Below are 24,967 nucleotides of genomic sequence, written 5' to 3'. Positions count from 1 at the left end.
GGTCAGTCCTTCGCCGGCGCCGGCCGGGCCGCGGTGTTCTCGGTGTAGAGCGGGTGCTCGGGCAGTTCCTCGACCGTGGTGCCGGAACGGAAGTGGCGCAGCGCGGTCCACGCGATCCAGACGAACGGCAGCACACCGCCGACGATCAGGATGATGTCACCGGGCATCCGCAGCCATTCCAGCACCGCATTGCCGGGTTTGGTGATGTAGCCCAGCGACCGTGCCTCGAAGTAGCCGTCATTGACCGAATGGAACAACTGCAGCACGCCGAGTGGCAACAGCGTGACGAAGACCATCCACGCCAAGCCGATGTTCATGCACCAGAAGGAGATTCGGGCCAGCCGCTCCGGCCACTTGGTGGCCGGTATCGCGTAGCGGAACGCGAACATTGCCAACCCCACGGCCAGCATTCCGTAGACGCCCATCATGGCCGCGTGACCGTGATTGGCCGTCAGCGCGGTGCCGATCTGGTAGTAGGACACCACCGGAAGATTGATCAGGAAACCAAAGATGCCGGCGCCCAGGAAGTTCCAGAAGCCAACGGCGACAAGGAACATGACCGCCCAGCGGTGCGGGAAGGGGTTCGCGTCGCCGGTCTGTTGGCGCGCGCCCAGCTGCAGGAACGCCCATGCTTCGACGGTCAGGAAGGTCAGCGGAATGACCTCGGCGGCCGAGAAGAACGCACCCAGCGCCATGTGCTCCACCGGAGTCCCGGAGAAGTACAGATGGTGCATGGTGCCGATGACGCCGCCCGCGGAGTACAGGATGACGTCCAGGAAGATCACGCCCAGGGCGATCCGCTCGCGGACCACGCCCAGCAGCACGAACATGTAGGCCACCATCACCGTGGTGAACAGCTCGAGGAAGTCCTCGACCCACAGATGCACCACCCAGAACCGCCAGAAGTCGGCCACCGTGTAATGGGTGTCGCTGCCGGCCAGCAGACCCACCGTGTAGAACACCGGAATTGCCAGCCCGGAGAAGAAGAACAGCCACGGCATATTCATCTTCGACTCGCCCTTGAGCCGGGCACGCATGCCGCGCCAGATGATCGCGATCCACACGAACATCCCGACGATCAACAGGATCTGCCACAGTCGCGGCAGGTCGAGATACTCCCACTGCTGGGAAAACAACCCGCCCTCGGGGATCACGCCGTAAATGGACAGCGCCTCGCTGATCAGCGAGCCGAACACCACCACCGCAACCGCCCCGAGCAGCACGTAGGCCAGCAGCGCCTGGCGTTTCGGCTCGCGGCGAGCGATGAACGGCACCAGGAATATTCCGCCCGCCAGGAAGGCCGCCGCGGTCCAAAACAGAGCCAACTGCAGGTGCCAGGTGCGGGCCAGGTTGTAGGGCAGTACGCGGGCCAGGTCGATGCCGAAGAACGTCGACAGATCGGCCCGGTAGTGCTCGGCCGCCGCGCCCAGCAACGTTTGCAGCAGGAACAGCACCGCGACAACGGCGAAGAACCAAATGCAAGCGCGTTGTGCGGGAGTCAGGCTCACCGTGCCGGGCTGGCGGAACGACAGGGTGGATGTCTCGGCGCCGTGCCAGCCCACCTTCTGGCTCCAGCGTCCGTAGACGGCGAACATGACGCCGATGCCGCCCAACAGGGCGATCAGCGACAGCGCCGACCATACGATCACCGACGCGGTCGGGCCGTTGTCGACGCGTTGCTCGGCCGGCCAGTTGTTGGTGTAGCTGTACTTGTGACCGGGTCGTTCGGCCGCGGCCGCCCACGCGGTCCAGGCGAAGAATGCGGTGAGCTGACGGATCTGCGTCTTATCGGTGATCAATTGCGGCAGCAAGCCGTATTTCGTCGAGTTCTCCCCGAAAGTCGCCGCGTAATGGTCCTGGATTCGTCCGAATGCAGCGGCCTGGCGATTGGTGAACACCAGCGTTTTGGTGTCGGCGTTGTAGCGGTTGGTGCGGAATTCGGTGACCACCCGTTGACGCGGTTCGGTGACGCCTTCGGCCTGGAATTGACCGGCAACGTCGTCGGCGGCCATCCGAAGGTAGTCGGCGGTGTAGTCGGGTCCCAGGTACGCCCCGTGCCCCAGCACCGATCCGTACTCCATCAGGCCGCGCGCCTGGTAGAGCTCCTGGCCTTTCGTGATGTCGCCGTGCGTGAACAAAACCTGGCCCGTCTCGGTGACGACTTTGTCCGGCATCGGCATGGCCGCCGTGTAGGTCCGGTATGCCAGGATCCCCATCACCAAGAATCCAAAAATCATCACCAGGGCGACGCCCTGAATCCATCCTTTGCCGATCAGGGGCTCCGACGAGGGGTGGCCGGGATCAGGCGATTCAGAGACTTCTTGAAGGGCCATCGGAGGGACTCCTCTCAGGGCATGCTCACCAGGTACGCGCTTTCACCTGGTGCGCCCGCAACGTTATTTTTACAACGCTATTTGTCAATAGGGACTTATGGCCCTGATCCCGGGACCATCGCCTCTGGGCGGCGGTTTGGCCGGCCAATAGCGTGGGACGCATAGAACGGGATCGAAGTAAGGAGGCCAAGATGGGCCACCGCGAGTCACGTCCAGCAATCGTCGTCGGTATCGACGGGTCCAAAGCGGCACTGGATGCAGCGCTGTGGGCCATCGACGAGGCCGCCGAGCGCGAGGTCCCGCTGCGACTGGTCTATGTGGTCGATGCCGCGCACGCCGACGGGGCCGGCGGTATCGAAGCGCCTCAGGCCGCGGCCCGCTCGGCCCTCTACGACGCCTACCGGGCGGTCGAGTCGGCGGGCCGGTATGTCGAGGTCGAAACCGAAGTCCTGTGGGGCAAGCCGCTGGCCAAGTTGTTGCAGGAATCCAGAACCGCGCTGATGATCTGCGTCGGCTCGATCGGCCTGGATCACGCCCGCTGCGGGCAGGGCTCCGTGGCCGGCGCACTCGCCGGATCGTCGCTGTGCCCGGTCGCGGTCATCCACCGCTCACCTGACGGCGTCGCCGAACCGCGGGTCAGCAGCGTCGTCGCGGAAGTGGACAATGGAGCCGTGCTGCGACACGCATTCGACGAGGCCCGGCTGCGCAAGGTTCCGTTGCGCGCGATCTCGGTCCAGGCGGGCGCCGGTGCTCAAAATGGCGGTGCGCAAGCACAATTGGACCGGCGTCTGGCTCGCTGGACCCGGCTGTACCCGGACGTGCGCGTCGAGCCTGCCATCGTGCGCGGGCACGGTTTCCGGTACATGGCCGATCAAGGCGCACCGGGCCAGCTTTTCGTCACCGACGCCTACGCCGCGCAGGTCTGCAGCGTCTACAACGCGGGGTCCTCGGTACTTACGGTGCGGTGCGCCAACTTGTAGGGTGCTGGTCAGGAGTGGTGCTTTGGTAAAAGTCTTCTTGGTCGATGACCACGAGGTGGTGCGGCGCGGCCTGATCGACTTGCTGGGCGCCGATCCCGAGCTCGACGTGGTCGGTGAGGCTGGCTCGGTAGCCGAAGCGATGTCCCGCATCCCGGCGGCGAACCCGGATGTGGCCGTTCTCGATGTCCGCCTGCCCGACGGCAACGGCATCGAACTGTGCCGAGATCTGCTGTCTCGCATGCCCGAACTGCGCTGCCTGATCCTGACGTCGTACACCTCGGACGAGGCGATGCTGGATGCGATCCTGGCCGGTGCCAGCGGGTACGTCGTCAAGGACATCAAGGGGATGGAACTCGCGCGGGCGGTCAAGGATGTCGGCGCTGGGCGGTCACTGCTGGACAATCGCGCCGCGGCCGCCCTGATGTCGCGGCTTCGCGACGCCACCGAGAAACCCGACCCGTTGTCGGGCCTCACCGAACAGGAGCGCACGCTGCTCGGTCTGCTGAGCGAGGGCCTGACCAACAAACAGATCGCGGACCGGATGTTCTTGGCCGAGAAGACCGTGAAGAACTATGTGTCCCGGCTGCTGGCGAAGCTGGGCATGGAGCGGCGGACCCAAGCAGCCGTATTCGCAACGGAGTTGAAGCGAACACGGCCATCGAGTGAGTGGCGATGACAACCGAAGACGCGGGCCTGGGACCGCTGCGCCACACGCTCTCCCAACTGCGGCTGCGCGAACTGCTGGTCGAGGTGCAGGACCGGGTGGAGCAGATCGTCGAGGGACGCGACCGCCTGGACGGTTTGCTCGACGCGATGCTCGTGGTGACGTCGGGACTCGAACTCGACGAAACACTGCGCACGATCGTGCATTCGGCCACGATCCTCGTCGACGCGCGCTACGGCGCGCTGGAGGTGCACGACCGGGACAACCGGGTGCTGCAATTCATCCACGAGGGCATCGATCAGGAAACCGTCGGCCGCATCGGGCATTTACCCGAGGGGCTGGGCGTCATCGGTGTGGTGATCGACGAGCCCAAAGCTCTTCGCCTGGATGATATTTCACTGCACCCGGCCTCGGTGGGTTTCCCGCCGCACCATCCGCCGATGCGCACGTTCCTCGGGGTGCCGGTTCGGGTCCGTGACGAAGCGTTCGGCACCCTGTACCTCACCGACAAACTCAACGGTCAAGCGTTCAGTGACGACGACGAAGTCTTGGTGCAGGCGCTGGCGGCCGCGGCGGGCATCGCCATCGCCAATGCCCGGCTCTACCAACAGGCCAAGGCGCGGCAATCCTGGATCGAGGCAACTCGCGACATCGCGACCGAACTGCTGTCCGGCACCGAGCCGACTACTGTGTTCCGGCTCGTCGGTGAGCAGGCGGTCAAATTGACCGCCGCCGACGCCGCCTTGGTGGCCGTTCCGCTCGACCAGAGCACACCGGCCGCCGAATTGGCCGAGTTGCTGGTTATCGAGACGGTCGGGGTGGCGACGAAACCGGTTGCCGGCCAGATCATCCCGATTACCGGGACCCCGCTGGGCGAAGTATTCGCCAACAGCGTGCCGCGCCAGATCGACCAGTTGGACCTGCCGGGCATCGAGGGGGCGGCCGACGGTGTGCTGGTGTTGCCGCTGCGTACCGGCGAGACCGTGGCCGGGGTCGTCGTGGTGTTGCGCGCCGGCAGTCCTGGTTCGTTCACCGACGAACAACTCGAGATGATGGCCGGGTTCGCCGACCAGGCCGCGCTGGCCCTGCAGTTGGCGACCTCACAACGCCAGATGCGTGAACTCGACGTCATGACCGATCGCGACCGCATCGCCCGGGACTTGCACGACCACGTGATTCAGCGGTTGTTCGCGGTGGGTCTGTCGCTGCAGGGCGCGGTGGCCCGGGCCCGCGAACCGCAAGTGCAGCAACGCCTTTCGGAGGCGGTGGATGACCTTCAGGCGGTCATCCAGGAAATCCGGACCACCATCTTCGATCTGCACGGCGCCGCGCAGGGCATCACCCGGTTGCGGCAGCGCATCGATGCGGCCGTGGGGCAGTTCGCCGGCTCGGGGTTGCGCACCACGGTGCAGTACATCGGTCCGTTGTCGGTGGTCGACAGTTCGTTGGCCGATCATGCCGAGGCGGTGGTGCGGGAGGCGGTCAGCAACGCCGCCCGGCACGCCCACGCCAGCACGTTGACGGTGCGCATTCGGGTCGAGGACGACCTGTGCATCGAGGTCAGCGACAACGGGTGCGGGATGCCCGGTGAGTTCACCGGCAGCGGCCTGACGAACCTGCGGCGCCGGGCCGAGGAGGTGGGCGGTGAGTTCGCATTCGAGAAGGCGCCCGCCGGTGGAACATTGCTGCGCTGGTCAGCGCCGCTCCTCCAATAGCGAGGCGGGCCATTCGACGACCTGATCCAGCGCACGCCGGGGCGTCGCCGGCAGCGGATCGGCGTTGATCGGAGCCCAGCCCACCCGCAACAGCATCTGCGGGAAACCGCTGCCGCCGAACACATCTGCCCGCACCGCGTCACGCGTCTGGGGAAGTTCGAGGGGCTCGGTGATCGGACAGCACGCCAGCCCCATGGCGGTGGCGGTCAGCAGAACGATGCTGGTCGCCTCGCCCGCCCGCAGCCGGGACAGCCGGTCGTCCCGATCGGTGCCCAGGGCCAGGATGGCGCCGCTGTCGTCGGCCGGGGAGATGCCGGACGGCTGGGCCAGGCCGGGCCCGGCGAACAGCCGACCGGGGATCGGGGCAGTGGGCTCCGACGGCGGCGCGCTACGCGCCGGAACGCCCGCTACCGCACCGTAACGCCCACTCCAGGTGGTGAGTTCGCGCATGTAGGCGTCGTCGGAGGCATGGTCGAGGACGGCGCGCGCCACGATGTCTCGCATTCGGTCCAGCGCTTCGACCTGGCGCAGCATGACCCCGGCGCGAGCCGCTCGGGCCGCCATCTGCCCGATGTCGCCGCCCGGCACCGGCCACGAGCTGTAGGCGCGCCGGTCGGTGCGCCGCCGCGGGATGGCCGCGGCCAGGGCGATGTCGGCCGGATCGGGGTTCAGCGGCACGGTTTCGATGGTGGCCAGGTGGCGGGGGTCGGTCTCGTCGGGGAAACGACTTATCTTGGCGTGCCAGCCCATTGAGGCCAGCGCGACGACGCAGTGGTGCAGCGCCACCCCGCAACTGATGATCAGGTCGCGGCCGTCCGGGTCGGTGTTGCGCAACTGCATGTCGGGTTCGGTGAACAGGTCCAACCGCGCGCTGCCGACCCGCCAGCGCCACGGTTGGGTGTTGTGGATCGAGGGCGCGCGGGTGGTTAGAGTCAGGACCGTCCGCAGCGTGCCGGCATCCGGGAATTGGGCGCTCATCGGTGCCGGGCCCTTTCTATCGATGACGGTGGTCATGCCTTCCAGGATCGTTCACCGGCCGGCGCTGCGGCAGGGCAGTAAGCCCTGGCAGCGTGGGACTTTTGGCCCTGCTCTGGCCGATCCCGCCCGCGAATAGTGATACCCATGGAGCACCTGACCACGCTGGACGCCGGATTCCTCAAAGCCGAAGACACCAATCCGCGGGTCAGCCTTGCCATCGGCGGGATCGCCGTCATCGAAGGACCGGTGCCCGAGCAGAAAACGTTGATGTCAACCTTCGCCCAACGGATCGGCAGCTGTCCGCGGCTGGGGCAGCGTCTGCGGCTGCATCCGTTGGACTTCGGGGCACCGGACTGGGTGGACGACCCCGACTTCGATCTCGAACGGCACGTGCACCGCGCAGCAGTGCCACAGCCGGGCGGCGATCGCGAATTGTTCGGGCTGATCGCCGATGTGATGGCAAGGCGTCTGGACCGGGATCGACCCTTGTGGGAGGTGTGGGTTATCGAAGGGCTCGCCGACGACCGCTGGGCGATGCTGACCAAAGTGCACCACTGCATGGCTGATGGCATCGCGGCCACCCACATGCTGACCGGCTTGTGCGACGACGGCGTGGCAAGTTTCGCCGATCACGTACGAGCCGCCCACGAACCCGAAAAGCCTGTGTCCGAGCGCACGTCGCTGCTCGGCGGGCTGATCAACGCGTCAGCCGCCGTGACGGCCGGCATCGTCCGGGCCGCGCAGGGTGCGGGCGAACTCGCCGCCGGCCTGCTCAGCCCGGCGTCGTCTGCGCTGACCGGCCCGCTCAGTGACCTGCGCCGGTTCAGCGGCGCCCGGGTCGCGATGGCCGATATCGACCTGGTCGCCAAGACCTTTCAGGTCACCGTCAATGACGTTGCGCTGGCGGCGATCACCGAGAGCTACCGCAATATCATGATCGAACGCGGCCAGCAGCCCCTGGCGGATTCGTTGCGGACATTGGTGCCCGTTTCGGTCCGGTCTGCGGACGCATCCGACAAGACCGACAACCGCGTGTCGCTGATGCTGCCGAGCCTTCCGGTGGATGAGGACAATCCGGTGCAGCGGTTGCGCACCGTGCACGCCCGGTTGCGCCGGGTGAAGTCCAGCGGCCAACGACAGGCGGGCAATGTGCTGCTGTCCCTGAGTAACCGGATCCCGTTCGTGTTGACGGCCTGGACGGTCGGCTTGCTGATGCGGTTGCCGCAGCGCAGCGTGGTGACGGTCGCGACCAATGTGCCCGGGCCACGCCGACCGCTGCGATTCATGAACAAGGAAGTGGTGGGGGTGTACCCGGTGCCGCCGCTGGCTTTGGACCTGCGGACCGGTGTGGCGATGCTCAGCTATGCCGATTACCTGTACTTCGGCATTCTCGCCGACTACGAGGTGGCCGCCGATGTCGACCAATTGGCCCGGGGGATCGAAAACGCGGTGGCCCGCCTGGTACGAATCAGTAAGCGGCGCAGGAACCCTCCGACGCGGGGACCGCTGTCGCTGGTGGTGTGACGATGCGTGAGGCAACCCGCGCCGATCTGGTCGGCCGCGCCGATGTGGCGGCACTGCTGGACCGCTTCTACGGCCGGGCGCTGCACGACGCCGTCCTATACGCGCCGTTCGAACAACTGCGGGCCACCGGACTCGACGATCATCTACCCACCATGTGCGACTTCTGGGAGACCGTGCTGTTCCGCGCCGGCCGCTATCGGGGCAGCGCGCTGGCGGCGCATCGCGACATCCACCGGCGAACGCCGTTGGCTGCCAGCCACTTCGTCCGCTGGTTGACGCTGTGGCGGGAGACCGTCGACGAGATGTACGCCGGTCCGGCCGCCGAACGCGCCAAGGTACAGGCCGGGCGCATTGCCTGGGCGATGCATCGCCGGCTCACCGGCACCGACGCCCACGAACTCGACGCGCTGATCACCCGGTGACAATCAAGCGACGGTCTCGTTGCGGTCCGGCTCGGGACCGAATACGAAGCGGCGGCCGGTGATTTCGGTCGGGGTGACGCGCACGTAGTTGGATTTGTGTGTCGACGTCCACGGGTAGAGACCGGCGCGGTCGGCTTCTTCGATCTCGGCGTCGGTTTTCAGCAACCGCGCGCGGCCGCGCACGATCACGCTCCAACCTTCGGCGACATTGTGGTCGTCGGCCTCGAAGAGCACGGTGTGGTTGCCCACCGCCGAGAACAATTTCGTGCCTTCGGCAGTTCGGAACAGAATGGTGCGGTTCTGCGCCACGTAGTTGACCGGGAAGATCTCCGGTTCCCCGGCGAAGGTGGTCACCAGCCGGCCGAGCGCGGCGGTGCCCAGCAGATCCCAACTCTCGCTTTCGGATAAGACGGTGATCGGCTCGTCGGTCATGGGGTCACCTTTCTCGTGACGGTTCGCGGAATTCCAGGACGGTGTCCAAGGGTCGGCGTGGTGTCGGGGGCTCGATCGCTTCCATCACCGGCGTGATCCCCACGCGGATCAGAACTTGGGGTTCGCCGCGCCCACCGATCAGGTCGCGCACGATGTCACGGCTGCCGCTCGCTTCAATCAGGTGGGTCAGCGTGCAGGTCGCCATTCCGGCCATGGTGCATTCCAGCAGCACCTTGGAAAGTGTTTCACCACATCTGAGGATGTCGGCGCGGGTGTCCTCCGGCGTCGACAGCACCAGGATCTTCGACCAGTCCGTCGCGATTTCGGGGCGCCGGTCCTGGTGACCGCGCACCGGAAAGTCCCGGGCCACATCCACCCGCAGCCGCTCGCTGTCCGACGCCAGCGCGGACGGCGGCATGCCGTCCGACAACACGAAGGGCGAAGTCCACCAATCGAGTTCGGCATGATAGGACGCATCGTCGCGGCGCAGTGCCTCGCTGAGCTGGGACGCCTGCACCAGGCGCGGTCGTTTCTCGTCGTCGAGGACGTCCAGGGTCACGGCCTCGTCGTCGAGGGTGCTGCGCAGCACCGTTTCGAACTGGTTCCAGTAGACGGGTCGGTCGAACGGCAGCCGATCGGTGCGGCGCTGCAGGATGGCGCCCGCGCGATCGCGTTGGGCCGCCGTGACCTGGTCGATCGGCCTGAATTCGAGCGTGGCCAGGTGATCGCGATTGTTGGGGTTGGGGAAGCGGGCGGTGCCCGCGCGCCAGCCCGCGGCGGTCATGGCGACGCGGAGGTGATCCAGTGCCACACCGCAACTGATCAGCGTTTCGCGTCCGGAATCGTCTGTGGCGGGCACGGTTCGGCTGCGATCGACGAACAGGTGCACCTCGTTGCCCTCGGCCACCCAGCGCCACGGCTGGCTGTTGTGCACCGACGGTGCCCGGCAAGCCAACAGCACCGCGTTCTGCAGCACGTTCTTGTCCACGACTACGACGTTACGGAGGTCCGTTGCGGACCGATAGGGACTTCGGTCCTCACCGGGCGCGGCGTGTGCGGTCAATTCCGGCGGGCTTGGCGGAAGGGGATATCGCGGTCGGCTTCTGGTTCCTTGGGCAGACCGAGGACTCTTTCCCCGATGATGTTGCGCTGGATCTGGTCGGTGCCGCCACCGATCGAGGTGAAAAACGCGTTCAGCGCAAGGAAATTGACGTCGTCGGACTCCGGGTTGTCCCGGCCGGCCAGTAGCGCCGCCGCGCCGATCAGCTCGGTCTTCAGCCGCGCCTCGGCGTGCAGGATCCGCGACATCGCCAGCTTGCCCAGCGACATGATCGAACTGGACGTCCCCTGCTCGGTGCTGGCCTTGGCGCGGGCGTTGTTGAGCGCGTTGAGTTCTCGCAGGGCCAACACCTCCGTCAGCGAACGCCGGACCGCGGCATCATCGAGCCGGCCGTGCGCGCGCGCCAGTGCGATCAGGTCATCCGCCCGTGACCGATTGCGCGAGGCGCGGCCGGTGTCCCCCATGATGGACCGTTCATAGGCCAGTGCGGTCTGCAACGCGCGCCAGCCGCCGCCCTCGGCGCCGAGCAGATGGTCGTCGGGCACGAGCGCATCGGTGATGAACACCTCGTTGAAATGGGACTCGCCGGTGATCTGGACCAGCGGCCTGACGTCGATCCCCGGTTGCTTCATCGGCAGCAGGAAAAAGCTGAGTCCCTTGTGTTTTGGTGCGTCCCAGTCGGTGCGGGCGATCAGCAGCGCGTACTCCGCGGTCTGCGCGCCCGACGTCCACACCTTCTGCCCGTTGACCACCCAGTGGTCGCCGTCGCGCACCGCCGTGGTGCGTACACCCGCGAGATCGGAACCCGCGCCGGGCTCGCTGTAGAGCAGGCAAGTGCGGGCCCGCTCGGTCAGGAAATCCCGCAGCAGTTGTTGCTTCAGCGTGGCTGAGCCAAGCTTCAGAATCGTGTTGGCCGCAATGTTGTATTTGTCCTGCCCCGCCCCGGGCGCCTTGACGGCGGTGAACTCCCGCCGGATGTGAGCTGCGAGATCGTTGGGATACCCGCGGCCGAACCATTCGGTGGGATAGGTCGGTACCGCGTATCCCGCGTCCAGGACCCGCTGCAGCCAGGCGATGCGTTCCGGCGAACTGCTCCACGGGTCGTCATGTTTGGGCAGTCCCGTCCAGTTCTGCTGCAGCCAGTCCCGGACTTCCGAACGCAGTTCCTCGACAGTGGGCAATGACATGTCAGGCGCCTTTCGAAACGAGGTAGCGTTCCCGGTATACCGCCGAGGGGCCGAACAATTGCATGCCGGTACGCGCCCGGCGCACAAACAGGTGCGCGGGGTGCTCCCAGGTAAAGCCGATGCCGCCGTGCATCTGAATGGCCTGCATGGCGGTGGACTCATAGGTCTCGGCGCACACGAATCCGGCCAACGCCAGCGCGCCCTCGGCCTTGTCGCTCCGCGCCGCCATCATCGCGGCCGCATGGTGGGCGGCCGACATCGCCGACTCGTTTTCCAGCAGCAGATCGGCGGCCATGTGTTTGAGTGCCTGGAAACTGCCGATCACCCGGCCGAATTGGATGCGTGTCTTGAGGTATTCGACGGTGATGTCGAAGATCCGGCGGGAGCCGCCGACCTGTTCACCGGAGAGCGCAAGCACGGCCATGTCCAGCGCTTCCTGGACGGCTCCCCAGCCCGCGGTGCCCAGCCGTCGCGCGGGAGTGTTGTCGAAGGTGAACGTCGACAGTCGCACGGTGGGATCGAAAACCGTTTCAGCGCAATGGGTTAGTCCTGCGGCATCCGGAGCCACTTCGAATACGCCGATGCCGTCTCCCGTGTCGGCTGCCACCAGTACGACGTCGGCGACGTGCCCCCAGGTCACGTAGTGGGCGCTGCCCGACAACACACCCGAGGTATCAACTTGTACCGCAACGTCATTCGCGGTCCAGGTGCCCCGCGGACCGGTGCTGGCGACCGTCCCGATCTTGGTGCCGTCCGCGAGACCGGGGAGCAGCCGGCGCTTGTCGTCCTCGGAACCGGCCGCCTGAATCAATGCGACGGTCAGCACCGAACTGGACAACCACGGCGAGGGAAGCAGCGCCGCGCCGATCTCCTCGGCAATCGCCTCGACCTCGAGTGGGCCCAGGCCGACGCCTCCGGATGCGCTGTCGACCAATACGCCGGTGACACCTTGCCCGGCCAGCAGTCCCCAGAGTTCGCGGTCGAATCCCTCGTCGGTGCCGATGACCCGCCGTACGTCGGCCTCGGTACAGCGGTCGTGCAACAGGTCGCGAACCGCCGTCTGGAGCTCGGCGCGCTCGTCGGTAGTGATGGTCATTTGGTGCCACCCCTCTCGGCTTGTCGCATTCATCCTCGCCGATCGGCTTGACCGGCTTGCATTGTGCCGCTCACCTGGCATTCTGAACGAATGGCAGGCAAGGAAATCGACCCGATCCGGGCCAAGAGCGCGCTGGCAGTGATCAGGCAGAACCCGGGAATCGCGCTTTTCGCGGCGTCCCCGTTTCTGGCCCTGATCGCCGTCACCTGGATATTCGCCGGTGCCGGCTGGGGCATCATGCTGGCGCTGGCGCTGCTGGTCGCCTTCGGGGCCTTCGTCGTTCTCAAGCGCTGACCCACCGGTATGCGTTCGTGGTGGGGGTGGGGCACGCTCGAACAGGCCCTCACGCAGCAGGAGATGGACGAGTTGGTGACCCGCGTGGCGGCGATGCTGCCCGGTCACGACCTCACTGACCACCGGCCGCCGGATCCCGGTGCGCTTGGGCTGCCCGGCCCGCGGATCACACCGCCGGCAACATTGGCGGCGCTGTGCTCGAGTCAGGTCATCGATAGGGCGGGTCACGCGCGCGGCAAAGCATTTCGCGACGTCGCCCGCAATCTGCAGGGCAAACTCGACCATGTTCCGGACCTGATCGTGCGGCCGCGCCGCGAACAGGACGTCATCGACGTGCTGGATTGGTGCACTCGCGAACGGATTTCGGTCATTCCGTACGGCGGGGGCAGCTCCGTGGTGGGCGGTGTGGAACCCCGCTTCGAGGCGCCGGCGATCACGCTGGACGTCAGCGCCATGAGCGCGGTGATCGAGGTCGATCAGGTCAGTCGGGCTGCCCGGATCCAGGCTGGCGCACTGGGGCCCTGGATCGAGGACCAGTTGCGCCGGCACAACCTGACGTTGCGCCACTTTCCGCAGTCGTTCGCCTTTTCCAGCCTCGGCGGTTGGCTCGCCACCCGCGCCGGCGGGCACTTCGCCACCCTGTACACCCACATCGACGATCTGACCGAATCGGTGCGGGTGGTCACTCCGGCCGGGGTCAGCGAATCCCGTCGGCTGCCGGGTTCGGGTGCCGGGCCGTCTCCGGATCGGCTCTTCGTCGGCTCTGAAGGCACCCTCGGCGTCATCACCGAGGCGTGGATGCGGCTGCAGAACCGGCCCCGCTGGCAGGTAACCGCGTCGGTGGCGTTTCAGGACTGGACCGCCGCGGTCACCGCTACCCGCGTCATCGCCCAGGCCGGGCTGTTCCCGGCGAACTGCCGACTGCTGGATCCGGCCGAGGCTTTATTGAACGCGGGCACCGCGGTCGGTGGTGGATTGCTGGTGCTCGCTTTCGAATCCGCGGACCACCCGATAGATCCGTGGCTCAACCGGGCCGTCGAGATCGCCGCCGACCACGGCGGCACCGTCATCGCCCGCCGTAACCGCGACTCCGAAAGTGCAGAAGCGGGTTCCGTCGACGCCTCGGAGAGCTGGCGCTCGGCGTTCCTGCGCATGCCCTACCAACGGGACGCCCTTGCGCGTCGCGGCGTCATCGCCGAGACCTTCGAAACCGCTTGCACCTGGGACGGATTCGAGACCTTGCATGCCGCGGTGACCGGTGCCGCCCGCGCCGCGATCGAGGGGGTCTGCGGCGCCGGCGTGGTGACCTGCCGGTTCACCCACGTCTATCCCGACGGCCCCGCCCCCTACTACGGGATCTATGCCGCGGGCCGGTGGGGATCCCTGGACGCACAGTGGGACGAGATGAAAGCCGCTGTCTCCGAAGCGATCAGCGCCACGGGAGGGACCATCACCCACCACCACGCGGTCGGTCGCGACCACCGGCCCTGGTATGACCGGCAACGTCCCGGCCCGTTCGCCGCGGCGCTGCGGGCGGTCAAGCACACGCTGGACCCGGCCGGGATCCTCAACCCCGGGGTGTTATTCGACCCCTGATCAGCCGTGTCCGACGTGCAGCAGTTTGGCCAGGTTGGGCAGCTTGACGCGGGGCCGGCCGTGCGGCTCGCCGGCCGCGCGCTCGAACCGGTCGATGGCCTCCCAGTGCGCCGAGGTGACCACTTTGGGCTGCCGTTCGGCCAGCCAGTCGGCGAGCCGGTCGCCGTGGTCGGCGGGGAAGTCCGACAGGGCGGCGCCGGCCAGGTCCGCGAGCAACGTGTCGACGGTGTCCTGCGAGTCCTTCTTGTTGGTGCCGATCACCCCGGTAGGGCCGCGCTTGATCCAGCCGACCACGTATTCATTGCGGCTGCCGTCCACGCGGCCGTCCGTGTTCGGGATGGTGCCCCGCTTCTCGTCGAACGGCAGGCCCGCGGTCGGCACGCCGCGGTAGCCGACCGAGCGGACGACGAGTTGCACCGGCAGTTCCTCGCGCTCGCCGGTGTCCTTGGCCGACACCCATCCGCTTTCGTCGGTGACCAGCTCGTTGCGGCCCAGCACAATGCTTTCGACCCGCTCCCCGCCCTTGATCTCGATCGGTGAGGTCAAGAAACGGAACACGATCCGGCGGTGGTTGGGGCGCGGTGCGCGTTCGGCGTAGCCCCGCAGCACCTTGATGTTTAGCTTGGTGGTCTTGCCCGCCGCCTCGGCTTCCTCTTCGGTGATGTTCTCCAGCTGAGCCGGGTCGACGATCACGTCGACACCCTCGAGCTCCCCGAGTTCACGCAACTCCAGCGTGGTGAACGCCGTCTGCAGCGGACCGCGGCGGCCGATGATCACCACCTCGTCGACCCCGCACGGCCGCAGCGACTCCAGCGCATGGTCGGCGATGTCGGTTTGCGCCAGGACGTCGGGATCGGTGACCAGGATGCGGGCAACGTCAATCGCCACGTTGCCGTTGCCGACCACGACCGCGCGGGCGCCGGACAGATTCGGTGTCTTTTCCTCGAAATGGGGGTGCGCGTTGTACCAGCCCACGAAGTCGACTGCGGAGATGCTGCCGGGCAGGTCCTCACCGGGAATGTTGAGCGGTTTGTCCGACTGCGCGCCGACGGCGTAGATCACCGCGTCGTATTGCTCGGCGAGTTCGACGGCCTCGATGTGTTCACCCACGACGACGTTGCCGAAAAAGCGGAACCGCGGGTCCGCGGCGGTCTTCTCGAACTGTTTGCTGATCGACTTGATCTTGGGGTGGTCGGGCGCCACGCCGGAACGTACCAGCCCCCACGGGGTGGGCAGCATCTCGAGCATGTCGACGGCCACGTCCAGCTCGTCGGACGCGTCGGCGGCCTTGAGCAGGGAAGCGGCGGCGAAGAATCCCGAGGGACCGGAGCCGATGATGGCGACGTGGTAGGGACGCATACCGACCTTCTATTCGTGCCGGTTGCGACGCGTTGGGCTGGGCGTCGCAGCCGGGGGTGCGACTGATGGTTTCTGATGCTAGACGGTGCTGACGGTAACGTGGGCGCCTGTGGAACTTGACCGTCAAGCAGATATCGCCGCCCTTGACGCGACCCTGACCACGGTGGAACGGGTACTGGACGTCGACGGTCTGAAGAGTCGAATCGATAAGCTCGAACAGGAAGCGTCGGACCCCAAGCTGTGGGACGACCAGAACCGCGCCCAGCGGGTCACCAGCGAACTGTCCCATGCGCAAGGGGAGTTGCGCCGTATCGAGGAACTGCGCCGCCGCCTCGATGACCTGCCGGTGCTCTACGAGCTGGCCGACGAGGAAGAGGGCGCCGCCGCCGACGATGCGCTGGCCGAAGCCGACGCCGAACTCAAGTCGTTGCGGGCCGACATCGAGGCCACCGAAGTGCGCACTTTGCTGTCCGGCGAGTACGACGAACGTGAGGCGTTGCTCACAATCCGCTCAGGTGCCGGCGGTGTGGACGCCGCCGACTGGGCCGAGATGCTGATGCGGATGTACATCCGCTGGGCTGAACAGCACAAATACCCGGTCGAGGTGTTCGACACCTCTTATGCGGAAGAGGCCGGCATCAAGAGCGCCACCTTCGCCGTGCATGCGCCGTTCGCCTACGGCACGCTGTCGGTGGAACAGGGCACCCACCGGCTGGTGCGGATCAGCCCGTTCGACAACCAAAGCCGACGTCAGACCTCCTTTGCGGAGGTCGAGGTGCTGCCGGTGGTGGAGACCACCGACCACATCGACATCCCGGAAGGCGACATCCGCGTCGACGTCTACCGATCGAGTGGGCCGGGCGGCCAATCGGTCAATACCACCGACTCGGCGGTTCGACTCACCCACATCCCAACCGGTATCGTCGTCACTTGCCAGAACGAGAAGTCGCAATTGCAGAATAAGGTTTCGGCGTTGCGGGTACTTCAGGCAAAGTTGTTGGAGCGTAAGCGTTCTGAGGAACGCGCCGAGCTCGACGCCTTGAAGGGCGACGGCGGCAGCTCGTGGGGAAACCAGATGCGGTCATACGTGCTGCACCCCTACCAGATGGTCAAGGATCTGCGCACCGAGTACGAGGTAGGCAATCCTGCGGCCGTACTGGATGGAGACATCGACGGGTTCCTGGAAGCAGGGATCCGGTGGCGCAACAGGAAAGATGACGACTAACACTGTGCTTTTATCGGGCCCTGCCTTTGGTATCGCCTCCGCGGCGCAGCGGTGGCATGACTTCTGGCGCGGCCAGATCGGTGAGTGGATCATTACTCGGGGTCTGCGGATCGCGATGCTGGTCATCGCCGCGGTGCTTGCCGCCAGGTTCGTCAACTGGGTTGCGCAACGGGTGACCCGCTCACTGGACGAGGGCTTCACTGAGAGCGACGCGCTGGTGCGCTCGGAGGCCACCAAACACCGACAAGCAGTGGCGTCGGTGATCTCGTGGGTGTCCATCGTGCTGATCTCGATCGTGGTGATCATGCAGATCAGCAACGTGCTGCAGTTCTCGGTGGGCGGGCTCGTCGCGCCCGCGACCGTCGTCGGCGCCGCCCTGGGTTTCGGCGCCCAGCAGCTGGTCAAGGACTTGCTGTCGGGGTTCTTCATCATCGTCGAGCGGCAGTACGGCTTCGGTGACCTGGTGTCGCTGACGGTCTCCGGCATCGCGGCCGAGGCGCGCGGCACCGTGGAGAACGTGACGCTGCGGGTCACCCGACTCCGATCGTCGGACGGTGAGCTGTTCACCATTCCCAATGGCTCGATCGTCAAGACGATCAACCTGTCCAAGGACTGGGCGCGCGCGGTGGTCGACATTCCGGTCTCGACCAGCGCCGACCTGAACCGGGTCAACGAGGTCCTGCACCAGGAGTGTGAGCACGCCCGCGATGACGCCGTGCTGGGCGAGTTGCTGCTCGATGCCCCGACCGTGATGGGTGTGGAGAGCATCGAACTCAACACCGTCACCCTGCGCCTGGTTGCGCGCACGCTGCCCGGCAAGCAGTTCGAGGCCGGGCGACAGTTGCGGGTGCTGGTCATTCGCGCCCTGGCCCGCGCCGGCATCGTCACCGCCGCCGATGCCACGGTCGGCGTCGTCGATGACGGCGGCGTTCCCGACACCGAGCGCAGTGAGGAGACCGGCGCGGACAAGGGTTCGGTGGCGCAGCGATGAAGTTGGACCTCAACCTGCTGCACAAGCGCCGCGACAAAGAGGAGCGGCGCGCACCCAGCCACCTGTTCGGCGGCCGCGTCCGTACGTCGACGCTGGTGCTGATCGTCGCGTTCCTCGCGCTGTGGTGGACCTACGAGACCTACAGCCCACGCGAGGAGCCGCGGAGCACTACGCCGCCGTCTCAGGTGGTCCCGCCGGGATTCGTGCCCGACCCCAACTACACCTGGGTGCCGCGCACCCGGGTGCAACAGCCCAACAACGCGACGCCCACGCCCACTCCGACGCGCACACCGACCCCCACAACGACGCCGCCGCCGACCACCACCACAACGACAACCACGCCGTTGATCCAGTTGCCGTGCATCCCGCCGTTCTGCACGCCGACGTCAACGCCCAGTCCGAACCCATCACCGGCGCCGCCCCCGCTGCCCGGTTTGCCGGCTCCCGGCCGCTGAGTTTCGCGGCTCAGCGAAACACCCCGCTACACTGGCGTGCCGTGATGATCACCCTGGAACATGTCACCAAGCAGTACAAATCGTCGGCCCGTCCGGCCTTGGATGACATCAACGTCAAGATCGACAAGGGTGAGTTCGTTTTCCTCATCGGTCCGTCGGGTTCGGGCAAGTCGACGTTCATGCGGCTGCTGCTGGCGGCGGAATCACCGACATCCGGCGACATCCGGGTGTCGAAGTTCCACGTCAACAAGTTGCGCGGCCGCAACGTGCCGAAGCTGCGTCAGGTGATCGGGTGCGTCTTCCAGGACTTCCGGCTGTTGCAGCAGAAGACGGTGTACGACAACGTGGCCTTCGCGCTGGAGGTCATCGGCCGGCGCACCGACGCGATCAACCGGGTGGTGCCCGAAGTGCTCGAAACGGTCGGCCTGTCGGGCAAAGCGAACCGATTGCCGCACGAACTGTCCGGTGGTGAGCAACAGCGGGTGGCGATCGCCCGCGCGTACGTCAACCGGCCGCTGGTGCTGCTGGCCGACGAGCCCACCGGCAACCTCGACCCAGACACCAGTAAGGACATCATGGATCTGTTGGAGCGGATCAACCGCACCGGGACCACCGTGCTGATGGCGACGCACGACCATCACATTGTGGACGCGATGCGCCAGCGTGTGGTCGAGTTGTCACTGGGCAGGCTGGTTCGCGACGAACAGCGTGGCGTCTACGGGATGGATCGCTAAGTGCGCTTCGGATTCCTACTCAACGAGGTCCTCACCGGATTTCGTCGCAACGTCACCATGACGATCGCGATGATCCTGACGACGGCCATCTCGATCGGTCTGTTCGGTGGCGGATTACTGGTAGTGCGGCTGGCCGAGAACTCTCGGGCCATTTACCTGGACCGGGTCGAGACGCAGGTGTTCCTGACCGACGATGTCTCCGCCAACGATCCGACTTGTAGCGACAATCCGTGCAAGGCGCTGCGGGAGAAGATCGAGAAGCGACAGGACGTCAAGTCGGTGCGGTTCCTGAACCGTCAGCAGGCTTATGACGACGCGATCCGCAAGTTCCCGCAGTACAAGGACGTGGCGGGCAAGGACTCCTTCCCGGCGTCGTTCATCGTCAAGCTCAACAACCCCGAGCAGCACAAGGACTTTGACGCCGAGATGATGGGGCCGCCGCCCCAGCCCGGTGTGCAGTCGGTGCTGAACCAGAAGGAGTTGATCGACCGGCTGTTCGCCGTGCTGAACGGGCTGAGCAATGCGGCCTTCGCCGTCGCTCTGGTCCAAGCGGTCGGGGCGATTCTGTTGATCGCCAACATGGTTCAGGTCGCGGCCTACACCCGTCGCACCGAGATCGGCATCATGCGGCTGGTCGGCGCGAGTCGCTGGTACACCCAGCTGCCGTTCCTGGTGGAGGCGACGCTCGCGGCAACTATCGGTGTCGGCATTGCGATCGCTGGCCTGATCCTGGTGAGGGCATTGTTCTTGGACAATGCGCTGAACGAGTTCTATCAAGCCAACCTGATCGCCAGGGTCGACTACGCCGACATCCTCTATATCTCGCCGATCCTGCTGTTGCTCGGCGTGGCGATGTCGGGGTTGACCGCGTACGCGACGCTGCGCATCTACATCCGGCGGTAGCGGTGGCGACCAAGTCGCGCGGCGACGGCCGGAAAATCATCGCAAGCAATCGCAAGGCGCGGCACAACTACTCGATCCTCGAGGTCTTCGAGGCCGGTGTCGCGTTGCAGGGCACCGAGGTCAAGAGCCTGCGCGAAGGGCACGCCTCGCTGGTCGACGCGTTCGCCACGGTCGACGACGGCGAGATCTGGCTGCGCAACGTGCACATCCCGGAGTACCGGCACGGCAGCTGGACGAACCATGAGCCACGACGCAACCGCAAGCTGCTGTTGCACCGGCGCCAGATCGACGCGCTGATCGGCAAAATCCGCGAGGGCAACTACGCGCTGGTGCCGTTGTCGATGTACTTCTACGACGGCAAGGTCAAGGTCGAGCTGGCTTTGGCCCGCGGCAAGCAAGCGCACGACAAACGCCAGGACTTGGCCCGCCGCGACGCCCAGCGTGAGGTGATCAGGGAACTCGGGCGCCGAGCCAAGGGTATGGGCTGACCGAAAGGCCTACTATCCGAACATGGCTGACCGTCCGGTAACGCTGCTCGATAAGTCCGAAGTCCTGACGGGCCTGTTCACGGTGTGGGATCAACTCGATGAATTGCTGGGCGGGTTGTCCGAGGCCGACTGGCGGGCGCCCAGCGCGCTGGCCGGCTGGGACGTGCAGGCCGTCGTGTCACACATCATCGGCACCGAGTCGTTCCTGCAGGGCATCAGCCCGCCCGCACCCGACATCGACGTGGCGGCGCTCGATCACGTGCGCAATGACATCGGCGTGATGAACGAGTGCTGGGTACGGCATCTGAGCAACCAGACCGGTGCCGCCGTGCTCGAGCGGTTCCGCAAGGTGACCGGAACGCGCCGCAAAGTGCTCGAAGACATGTCCCTCGACGAGTGGAACGCGGTAGGCGTCACTCCCGCCGGCCCCGACAGCTACGGGCGGTTCATGCGGATCCGGGTGTTCGATTGCTGGATGCACGAACAGGACATCCGCGTCGGCCTGGAGCGACCGTCGACCGACGAAGATCTGATCGGGCCCGCGGCGCGACTGTCTCTCGCGGAAATCGCGACATCGATGGGGTTCGTCGTGGGCAAGCGCGCGGGGACCCCGGACGGTTCGCGGGTCCTCATCGACCTGACCGGCCCGTTGGCCCGGCAGATGCGGGTCGCCGTCAACGGCCGCGCGCAGTTGGTGGACGACTTCGGCGGACAGGAGCCGACGACGACCATTCGCGTCGATGCACTGCAGTTCACCAGGCTTGCCGGCGGGCGTCCGTTGTGCCCCCGGCGCAGCCAAGACATCGCATTCGAGGGTGATCAAGACGTGGCCGACCGGATCGTCAAGCATCTGAATTTCGTGATCTGACGGCCTAATTCGTTTGCTCGCGCCCTGCAAAGCGATCTATGTCACAAGATCGCGGCAGATGTTGATGTGGCCAGGGGGATGGGTAGCCGAAGTAGTACAGGCGCGCTTCGCGCCACTACACGACGGAAGCCTTAGGAGGCCAAACAATAATGACTTCACCGGATACGACCAGATTGCTCGCGCAGCTTCGCACTCTGCTCGATCTCACCAACACCGAAATTCAGATCGCCGAAACCCGTGTGGCCCAGGCTCGCACCGAGGCGGTGCGCCGCGAGCTCACGCAGAATGCTGAGAACGGTCGCGAGCGTGCCGAGGCCATCCAGTCTGCGATTCGGGAGCTGGGCGGCTACCCGGATGTGATCGGTCCATTCCTGGGCCGCGCCGCTGCTGCGGTCAAGGCGCTGACCGAACAGGCCGAGCCGTTCGATGAGGCGTTGCTGGGTGACCTGGCACTCGAGGACCAGCTGCTGGACCGCGCCCGCTACACCAAGGCGCTGGCCGTTGCCGCGAAGAACAAGGACGTCGAGGCGTTGGCTACCCGCCTGATCACCGCGCACTCGGCCACCGTCGACTGGCTGACCACCGTGCTGGCCGAGGACGCGCTGGGCGGTCCGGCCGCCCTGCGTCGCACCCCGGTACAGATGGCCGCCGGCACCGCGGTGAAGTTCGTCAACTTGCCGGTGACCTGGTCGGCGCGCGGCATCGACCGTGCGGTCGAGACCCTGCGCAATGCGGGTCCGGCGTTCAAGGAGTTGGTCGAGCGTGGTGGCAACGCCAGCGAGATCGCCGCGAAGGCCGTCTCTGCGTCGCAGAACGCCGCGCTGCGGGCCGCGGAGCGAGTCACCCGCAACGAGGGCGCGGACCGCACTGCGGACGCGCTGCACTCGGGTCGCGAGTCGGTGGGTGTTCTGGACGCCAGCGAGTTGCCGATCAAGAACTACGACGACCTCAACGTCAACGACGCCGTGGCCGCGATCAAGGATCTGGACTCGCCGCGCGACGTCCGCGTCATCATCGCTTACGAAGAGGCGCACAAGGAGCGGCAGCGCATCATCTCCGCTGCGCAGACCCGCGTCGCCGCGATTGCCAAGGAGGCCGTCGGCATCAGCTAGCCTGCGGCTCGCCGAGCGTGCGGCTTCGGTAGAGAAATCGCCCTCGATGCCGCCGCCAGGCCCACGCCCGACGGCTTGTCGAATGCCCCCGGTCACCAGGCCGGGGGCATTCGGCTTAGCTGGATACATGCTGGAAGATAAATACGTTGCCCGTCGTTGGCAGGGGCGTACCATGGGTTGTCCTGCCGAGAAGTTCGGCGGGGATGCGAGGGGCTGAACGGTTTCGACTTCGCGCATCGAATCAAGGGAAGCGTGCCGGTGCAGGCAAGAGACCACCGTAAGCGTCGTTGCAACCAATTAAGCGCCGAGAACACTCAGCGCGACTTCGCTCTCGCTGCCTAAGCGACAGCAAGTCCGTCAGACCGGGAAAGCCCTCGACCCGGACCCTGGCGTCATTTAGAGGGATCCACCGATGAGTTCGGTCGCGGGACTCATCGGGACACCAACAGCGACTGGGATCGTCATCCTGGCTTGTTCGCGTGACCAGGAGATCCGAGCAGAGACATAGCGAACTGCGCACGGAGAAGCCTTGAGGGAATGCCGTAGGACCCGGGTTCGATTCCCGGCAGCTCCACCAGTGCCACGCAGGGGACTGCAACCGTGGCTGCCGACCACGTGGCACTCACGCCGACCGCGCGGCTGACGATGTTTCGAGGATGGCGCGCTAGCGGCTCTCTTGAAACCACCCCGTCGGCAACACCACCGGCGAGCATCTGCCAATGTGGTGAGCATGACTGCACAGAAACCCGAGATCGATTTCCCCGGCGGGGAGCCGCCCACCGACCTGGTCATCACCGACGTGGTCGAGGGCGACGGCGCGGAGGCCACCTCCGGTAACACGGTGGTCGTGCACTACGTCGGTGTGGCCCACTCCACCGGCGAGGAATTCGACGCTTCGTATAACCGCGGTGAGCCGTTGACGTTCCGACTCGGCGTCGGCCAGGTCATCCAGGGCTGGGACCAGGGCGTGCAGGGCATGAAGGTAGGCGGTCGCCGTCAGCTGCTCATCCCCGCCCACCTCGCCTACGGTGAGCGTGGTGCCGGTGGCGTCATCAAGCCCGGCGAGTCCCTGATCTTTGTGGTGGACCTGCTTGAGGTGAAGTAGCTACGACCAGGACTGGCCCTCTGACTCTGTCAGATTGACGGCCGACAAGCGCGTATCCAGCGTTGTCAAGCGGGTGACGACCGCTTCGACCTATTCAAATCAGCCCGGGTATCAACGCTTTTCGCTCGGGTGGATAATCGGGAAACTTGTCCTGATACCACTTGTGAGTGGCGAACGCCCGCGGCACCAAGTTGCCTGCCGTGATCAGCAAAATGATTACCCCGGCCAGGGACCAGGTCAGCAGGGCGAACCCGGCCCACGCGATCAGCTCGCCCAGATATGCCGGGCTGGTGACGCAGCGGAACCCCGCGCCGTACGGGATCTTGTACTCGGTCGCGCCAGGGTTCGCCTTATCGCGCAGGTTGCGCACGATCGACTCCGACCGGACCAGGAGGATGAATCCGCCGAGGTACACGACCAGCCCGGCAAGAAACCGTGGATCGGTCAACCAACCGACGGTGTACTGATGTTTGTAGTCATGGCTGAAGAACGCGCCGTTGAGGTAGCCGTGCATCGTGGTGATCACCATCCCGAAGGCGAGCACGACGATATTGAAGCTGCCGCGTTTGCCTGGCACCTGTCTGATCGACAATGGAAAGAACCAACCTCGGTTGCCGTAATGCATCAGCCAGATGGCCGCGAGCACCAGCGGTGTGGCGTCGAATCGGCACGGCCCTATGAGGTAGAAAATGCCGAACACCACGGTTGCGGGTATTTCCATGAGCCACCAGCCGAGCTTCGGATTCAGATTCACTCCGCGCGCCGTGGCCCCGAATCGGCCGTAGGGACTCTGCCGGAACAAGCCGCCGATGATCACCAAGGCCGCGATAGCCAGACCTATCGTCACGACGGTGTCGTAAGTGGCGTTGCCGGTGTACCAGTTCATCGAGCTCCCTTCGAGAGCTGACATCGTCGAGCGTGTCGGGCGATCATGCTCGCCGCAGTAGAACAACTTTTATCAGTACGCGATCGGCAGGGCAGGGGAGGCGTCGGCGGGCGGAGTCTCCCAAAAAGACCTCACGCAGACCAGGCGCATATCTTGGTCGTAAAGTCGCACGACATCCGAAGGAGCCATCGGTGGCTGTGAAGTTCCGTTGAACACCGACCGACCCAACTGGGGCTGGGGGGAGAAGGAGCCCGTGCCGATGTTCACCGAGGCCGAGATCCGCTCGGCCTGCGAGGAGTTCGGGCTCCCCGATAGCGACGCCGACAGCGTCATTGGGCAACTCATTGAGAATCGTCGGAGCGAGCGAGCTGCCGGGCGAGATCCGGGCGAAGGTGGTTCATCCGAACGAGACGCCGGGACATAGCGCTCTGCAGGATGGGGCGGCCTAGATCGCAGGCTCGGCCGGCGCTCGCGACGGGCTGACCGCGTTCCATCGCGTCGAAGCTCGTGTACCGCTGACCAAAGATGAATGGTCGCGTTTGCGCATCGCCCGGCCCCGC

At 65.9% G+C, this 24,967-nt stretch carries 24 protein-coding genes and 1 other RNA gene; 17 read left to right on the top strand and 8 right to left on the bottom strand.

All coding sequences use genetic code 11. From position 1 onward, the window contains the following. Positions 1 to 2 precede the first annotated feature (2 nt). On the bottom strand, positions 3 to 2,333 hold the full coding sequence (locus A5645_RS24665) for a nitric-oxide reductase large subunit (RefSeq protein WP_065131379.1): 2,331 nt from the start codon (positions 2,331 to 2,333) through the stop codon (positions 3 to 5). A gap of 191 nt (positions 2,334 to 2,524) precedes the next feature. Here A5645_RS24665 and A5645_RS24660 point away from each other — a divergent pair, with 191 nt between their 5' ends. The 3 genes from A5645_RS24660 to A5645_RS24650 are packed head-to-tail and all read left to right on the top strand — an operon-like array spanning position 2,525 to position 5,692. Beyond that, positions 2,525 to 3,313 (top strand): universal stress protein, encoded by a 789-nt coding sequence (locus tag A5645_RS24660; RefSeq protein WP_065131378.1) that lies wholly within the window; start codon positions 2,525 to 2,527, stop codon positions 3,311 to 3,313. Positions 3,314 to 3,335: 22 nt separating this feature from the next. Continuing rightward, positions 3,336 to 3,989 (top strand): hypoxia response regulator transcription factor DosR/DevR, encoded by a 654-nt coding sequence (gene dosR, locus A5645_RS24655; RefSeq protein ID WP_065036513.1) that lies wholly within the window; start codon positions 3,336 to 3,338, stop codon positions 3,987 to 3,989. Beyond that, entirely contained in the window at positions 3,986 to 5,692 is a 1,707-nt protein-coding gene (locus A5645_RS24650) for a GAF domain-containing sensor histidine kinase (RefSeq protein WP_065131413.1), read from the top strand. Before dosR ends, A5645_RS24650 begins: the two co-directional genes overlap by 4 nt. On the opposite strand, the gene A5645_RS24645 is transcribed toward A5645_RS24650, so the two are convergent. After that, complete coding sequence (locus A5645_RS24645) at positions 5,672 to 6,670, bottom strand: Acg family FMN-binding oxidoreductase (protein WP_065131377.1); 999 nt, start codon at positions 6,668 to 6,670, stop codon at positions 5,672 to 5,674. The two genes, A5645_RS24650 and A5645_RS24645, sit on opposite strands and share 21 nt — an antisense overlap. 144 nt (positions 6,671 to 6,814) lie before the next feature. Here A5645_RS24645 and A5645_RS24640 point away from each other — a divergent pair, with 144 nt between their 5' ends. Next, positions 6,815 to 8,194, top strand: a complete 1,380-nt coding sequence (locus A5645_RS24640) for a WS/DGAT/MGAT family O-acyltransferase (protein WP_065131376.1) — start codon at positions 6,815 to 6,817, stop codon at positions 8,192 to 8,194. Positions 8,195 to 8,196: 2 nt separating this feature from the next. Next, the gene (locus A5645_RS24635; RefSeq protein WP_065036496.1) at positions 8,197 to 8,616 is read left to right on the top strand and encodes a group III truncated hemoglobin; all 420 of its coding nucleotides are present in this window, start codon (positions 8,197 to 8,199) and stop codon (positions 8,614 to 8,616) included. A 3-nt stretch (positions 8,617 to 8,619) separates the two neighbouring features. Here A5645_RS24635 and A5645_RS24630 read toward each other — a convergent pair whose 3' ends face one another. From A5645_RS24630 to A5645_RS24615, 4 genes are all read right to left on the bottom strand, one after another. After that, complete coding sequence (locus A5645_RS24630) at positions 8,620 to 9,048, bottom strand: pyridoxamine 5'-phosphate oxidase family protein (protein ID WP_065036497.1); 429 nt, start codon at positions 9,046 to 9,048, stop codon at positions 8,620 to 8,622. Between the two features lie 4 nt (positions 9,049 to 9,052). Next, on the bottom strand, positions 9,053 to 10,024 hold the full coding sequence (locus A5645_RS24625) for an Acg family FMN-binding oxidoreductase (RefSeq protein WP_065131412.1): 972 nt from the start codon (positions 10,022 to 10,024) through the stop codon (positions 9,053 to 9,055). An 83-nt stretch (positions 10,025 to 10,107) separates the two neighbouring features. Then, positions 10,108 to 11,295 (bottom strand): acyl-CoA dehydrogenase family protein, encoded by a 1,188-nt coding sequence (locus A5645_RS24620; RefSeq protein WP_065131375.1) that lies wholly within the window; start codon positions 11,293 to 11,295, stop codon positions 10,108 to 10,110. A 1-nt stretch (position 11,296) separates the two neighbouring features. Further along, positions 11,297 to 12,391 carry an acyl-CoA dehydrogenase family protein gene (locus A5645_RS24615; RefSeq protein WP_065131374.1) on the bottom strand — a complete coding sequence of 365 codons (1,095 nt, stop codon included), beginning with the start codon at positions 12,389 to 12,391 and terminating at the stop codon, positions 11,297 to 11,299. Positions 12,392 to 12,481: 90 nt separating this feature from the next. Here A5645_RS24615 and A5645_RS24610 point away from each other — a divergent pair, with 90 nt between their 5' ends. Together A5645_RS24610 and A5645_RS24605 are read left to right on the top strand one after the other, a co-directional pair. Beyond that, positions 12,482 to 12,685, top strand: coding sequence for a hypothetical protein (locus tag A5645_RS24610; protein ID WP_036353626.1), 204 nt, complete (start codon positions 12,482 to 12,484; stop codon positions 12,683 to 12,685). A gap of 9 nt (positions 12,686 to 12,694) precedes the next feature. Continuing rightward, complete coding sequence (locus A5645_RS24605; RefSeq protein ID WP_065131373.1) at positions 12,695 to 14,281, top strand: FAD-binding oxidoreductase; 1,587 nt, start codon at positions 12,695 to 12,697, stop codon at positions 14,279 to 14,281. On the opposite strand, the gene A5645_RS24600 is transcribed toward A5645_RS24605, so the two are convergent. After that, a complete protein-coding gene (locus A5645_RS24600) occupies positions 14,282 to 15,640 on the bottom strand; it encodes an FAD-dependent oxidoreductase (protein ID WP_065036501.1) in 1,359 nt (452 codons plus the stop codon). It abuts the gene before it with no gap. A gap of 109 nt (positions 15,641 to 15,749) precedes the next feature. Here A5645_RS24600 and prfB point away from each other — a divergent pair, with 109 nt between their 5' ends. From prfB to A5645_RS24555, 10 genes are all read left to right on the top strand, one after another. Then, complete coding sequence (gene prfB / locus A5645_RS24595; protein ID WP_065036502.1) at positions 15,750 to 16,865, top strand: peptide chain release factor 2; 1,116 nt, start codon at positions 15,750 to 15,752, stop codon at positions 16,863 to 16,865. Continuing rightward, positions 16,855 to 17,856 carry a mechanosensitive ion channel family protein gene (locus tag A5645_RS24590; RefSeq protein ID WP_081288551.1) on the top strand — a complete coding sequence of 334 codons (1,002 nt, stop codon included), beginning with the start codon at positions 16,855 to 16,857 and terminating at the stop codon, positions 17,854 to 17,856. Before prfB ends, A5645_RS24590 begins: the two co-directional genes overlap by 11 nt. Next, the gene (locus A5645_RS27415) at positions 17,853 to 18,311 is read left to right on the top strand and encodes an Rv3103c family proline-rich protein (protein WP_081288550.1); all 459 of its coding nucleotides are present in this window, start codon (positions 17,853 to 17,855) and stop codon (positions 18,309 to 18,311) included. The genes A5645_RS24590 and A5645_RS27415 overlap by 4 nt, the downstream gene beginning before the upstream one ends. Positions 18,312 to 18,355: 44 nt before the next feature. Next, positions 18,356 to 19,045, top strand: a complete 690-nt coding sequence (gene ftsE / locus A5645_RS24585) for a cell division ATP-binding protein FtsE (protein WP_065036517.1) — start codon at positions 18,356 to 18,358, stop codon at positions 19,043 to 19,045. Beyond that, positions 19,046 to 19,948 carry a permease-like cell division protein FtsX gene (gene ftsX, locus A5645_RS24580; RefSeq protein WP_065036503.1) on the top strand — a complete coding sequence of 301 codons (903 nt, stop codon included), beginning with the start codon at positions 19,046 to 19,048 and terminating at the stop codon, positions 19,946 to 19,948. A gap of 2 nt (positions 19,949 to 19,950) precedes the next feature. Next, on the top strand, positions 19,951 to 20,436 hold the full coding sequence (smpB, locus tag A5645_RS24575) for an SsrA-binding protein SmpB (protein WP_065036504.1): 486 nt from the start codon (positions 19,951 to 19,953) through the stop codon (positions 20,434 to 20,436). Between the two features lie 22 nt (positions 20,437 to 20,458). After that, a complete protein-coding gene (locus tag A5645_RS24570) occupies positions 20,459 to 21,304 on the top strand; it encodes a maleylpyruvate isomerase family mycothiol-dependent enzyme (protein ID WP_065036505.1) in 846 nt (281 codons plus the stop codon). A 149-nt stretch (positions 21,305 to 21,453) separates the two neighbouring features. Beyond that, the gene (locus tag A5645_RS24565) at positions 21,454 to 22,416 is read left to right on the top strand and encodes a hypothetical protein (RefSeq protein WP_065036506.1); all 963 of its coding nucleotides are present in this window, start codon (positions 21,454 to 21,456) and stop codon (positions 22,414 to 22,416) included. 209 nt (positions 22,417 to 22,625) lie between these two features. Next, positions 22,626 to 22,993, top strand: a transfer-messenger RNA (tmRNA) gene (gene ssrA / locus A5645_RS24560). Between the two features lie 153 nt (positions 22,994 to 23,146). Then, positions 23,147 to 23,521: an FKBP-type peptidyl-prolyl cis-trans isomerase gene (locus tag A5645_RS24555; protein ID WP_065131411.1), complete on the top strand. Its 375-nt coding sequence runs from the start codon at positions 23,147 to 23,149 to the stop codon at positions 23,519 to 23,521. Between the two features lie 94 nt (positions 23,522 to 23,615). Here the strand turns inward: A5645_RS24555 and A5645_RS24550 are convergent, their stop codons facing one another. Then, the gene (locus tag A5645_RS24550) at positions 23,616 to 24,407 is read right to left on the bottom strand and encodes a phosphatidylethanolamine N-methyltransferase family domain-containing protein (protein WP_065131372.1); all 792 of its coding nucleotides are present in this window, start codon (positions 24,405 to 24,407) and stop codon (positions 23,616 to 23,618) included. Positions 24,408 to 24,967 lie beyond the last annotated feature (560 nt).

The sequence above is a fragment of the Mycobacterium asiaticum genome (assembly GCF_001673635.1).
In the GTDB taxonomy this organism is placed as follows: Bacteria; Actinomycetota; Actinomycetes; order Mycobacteriales; family Mycobacteriaceae; genus Mycobacterium; species Mycobacterium asiaticum_C.
The sequence above is the reverse complement of the archived record's forward strand: the minus strand, read 5'-3'. Positions and strand labels throughout refer to the sequence as shown.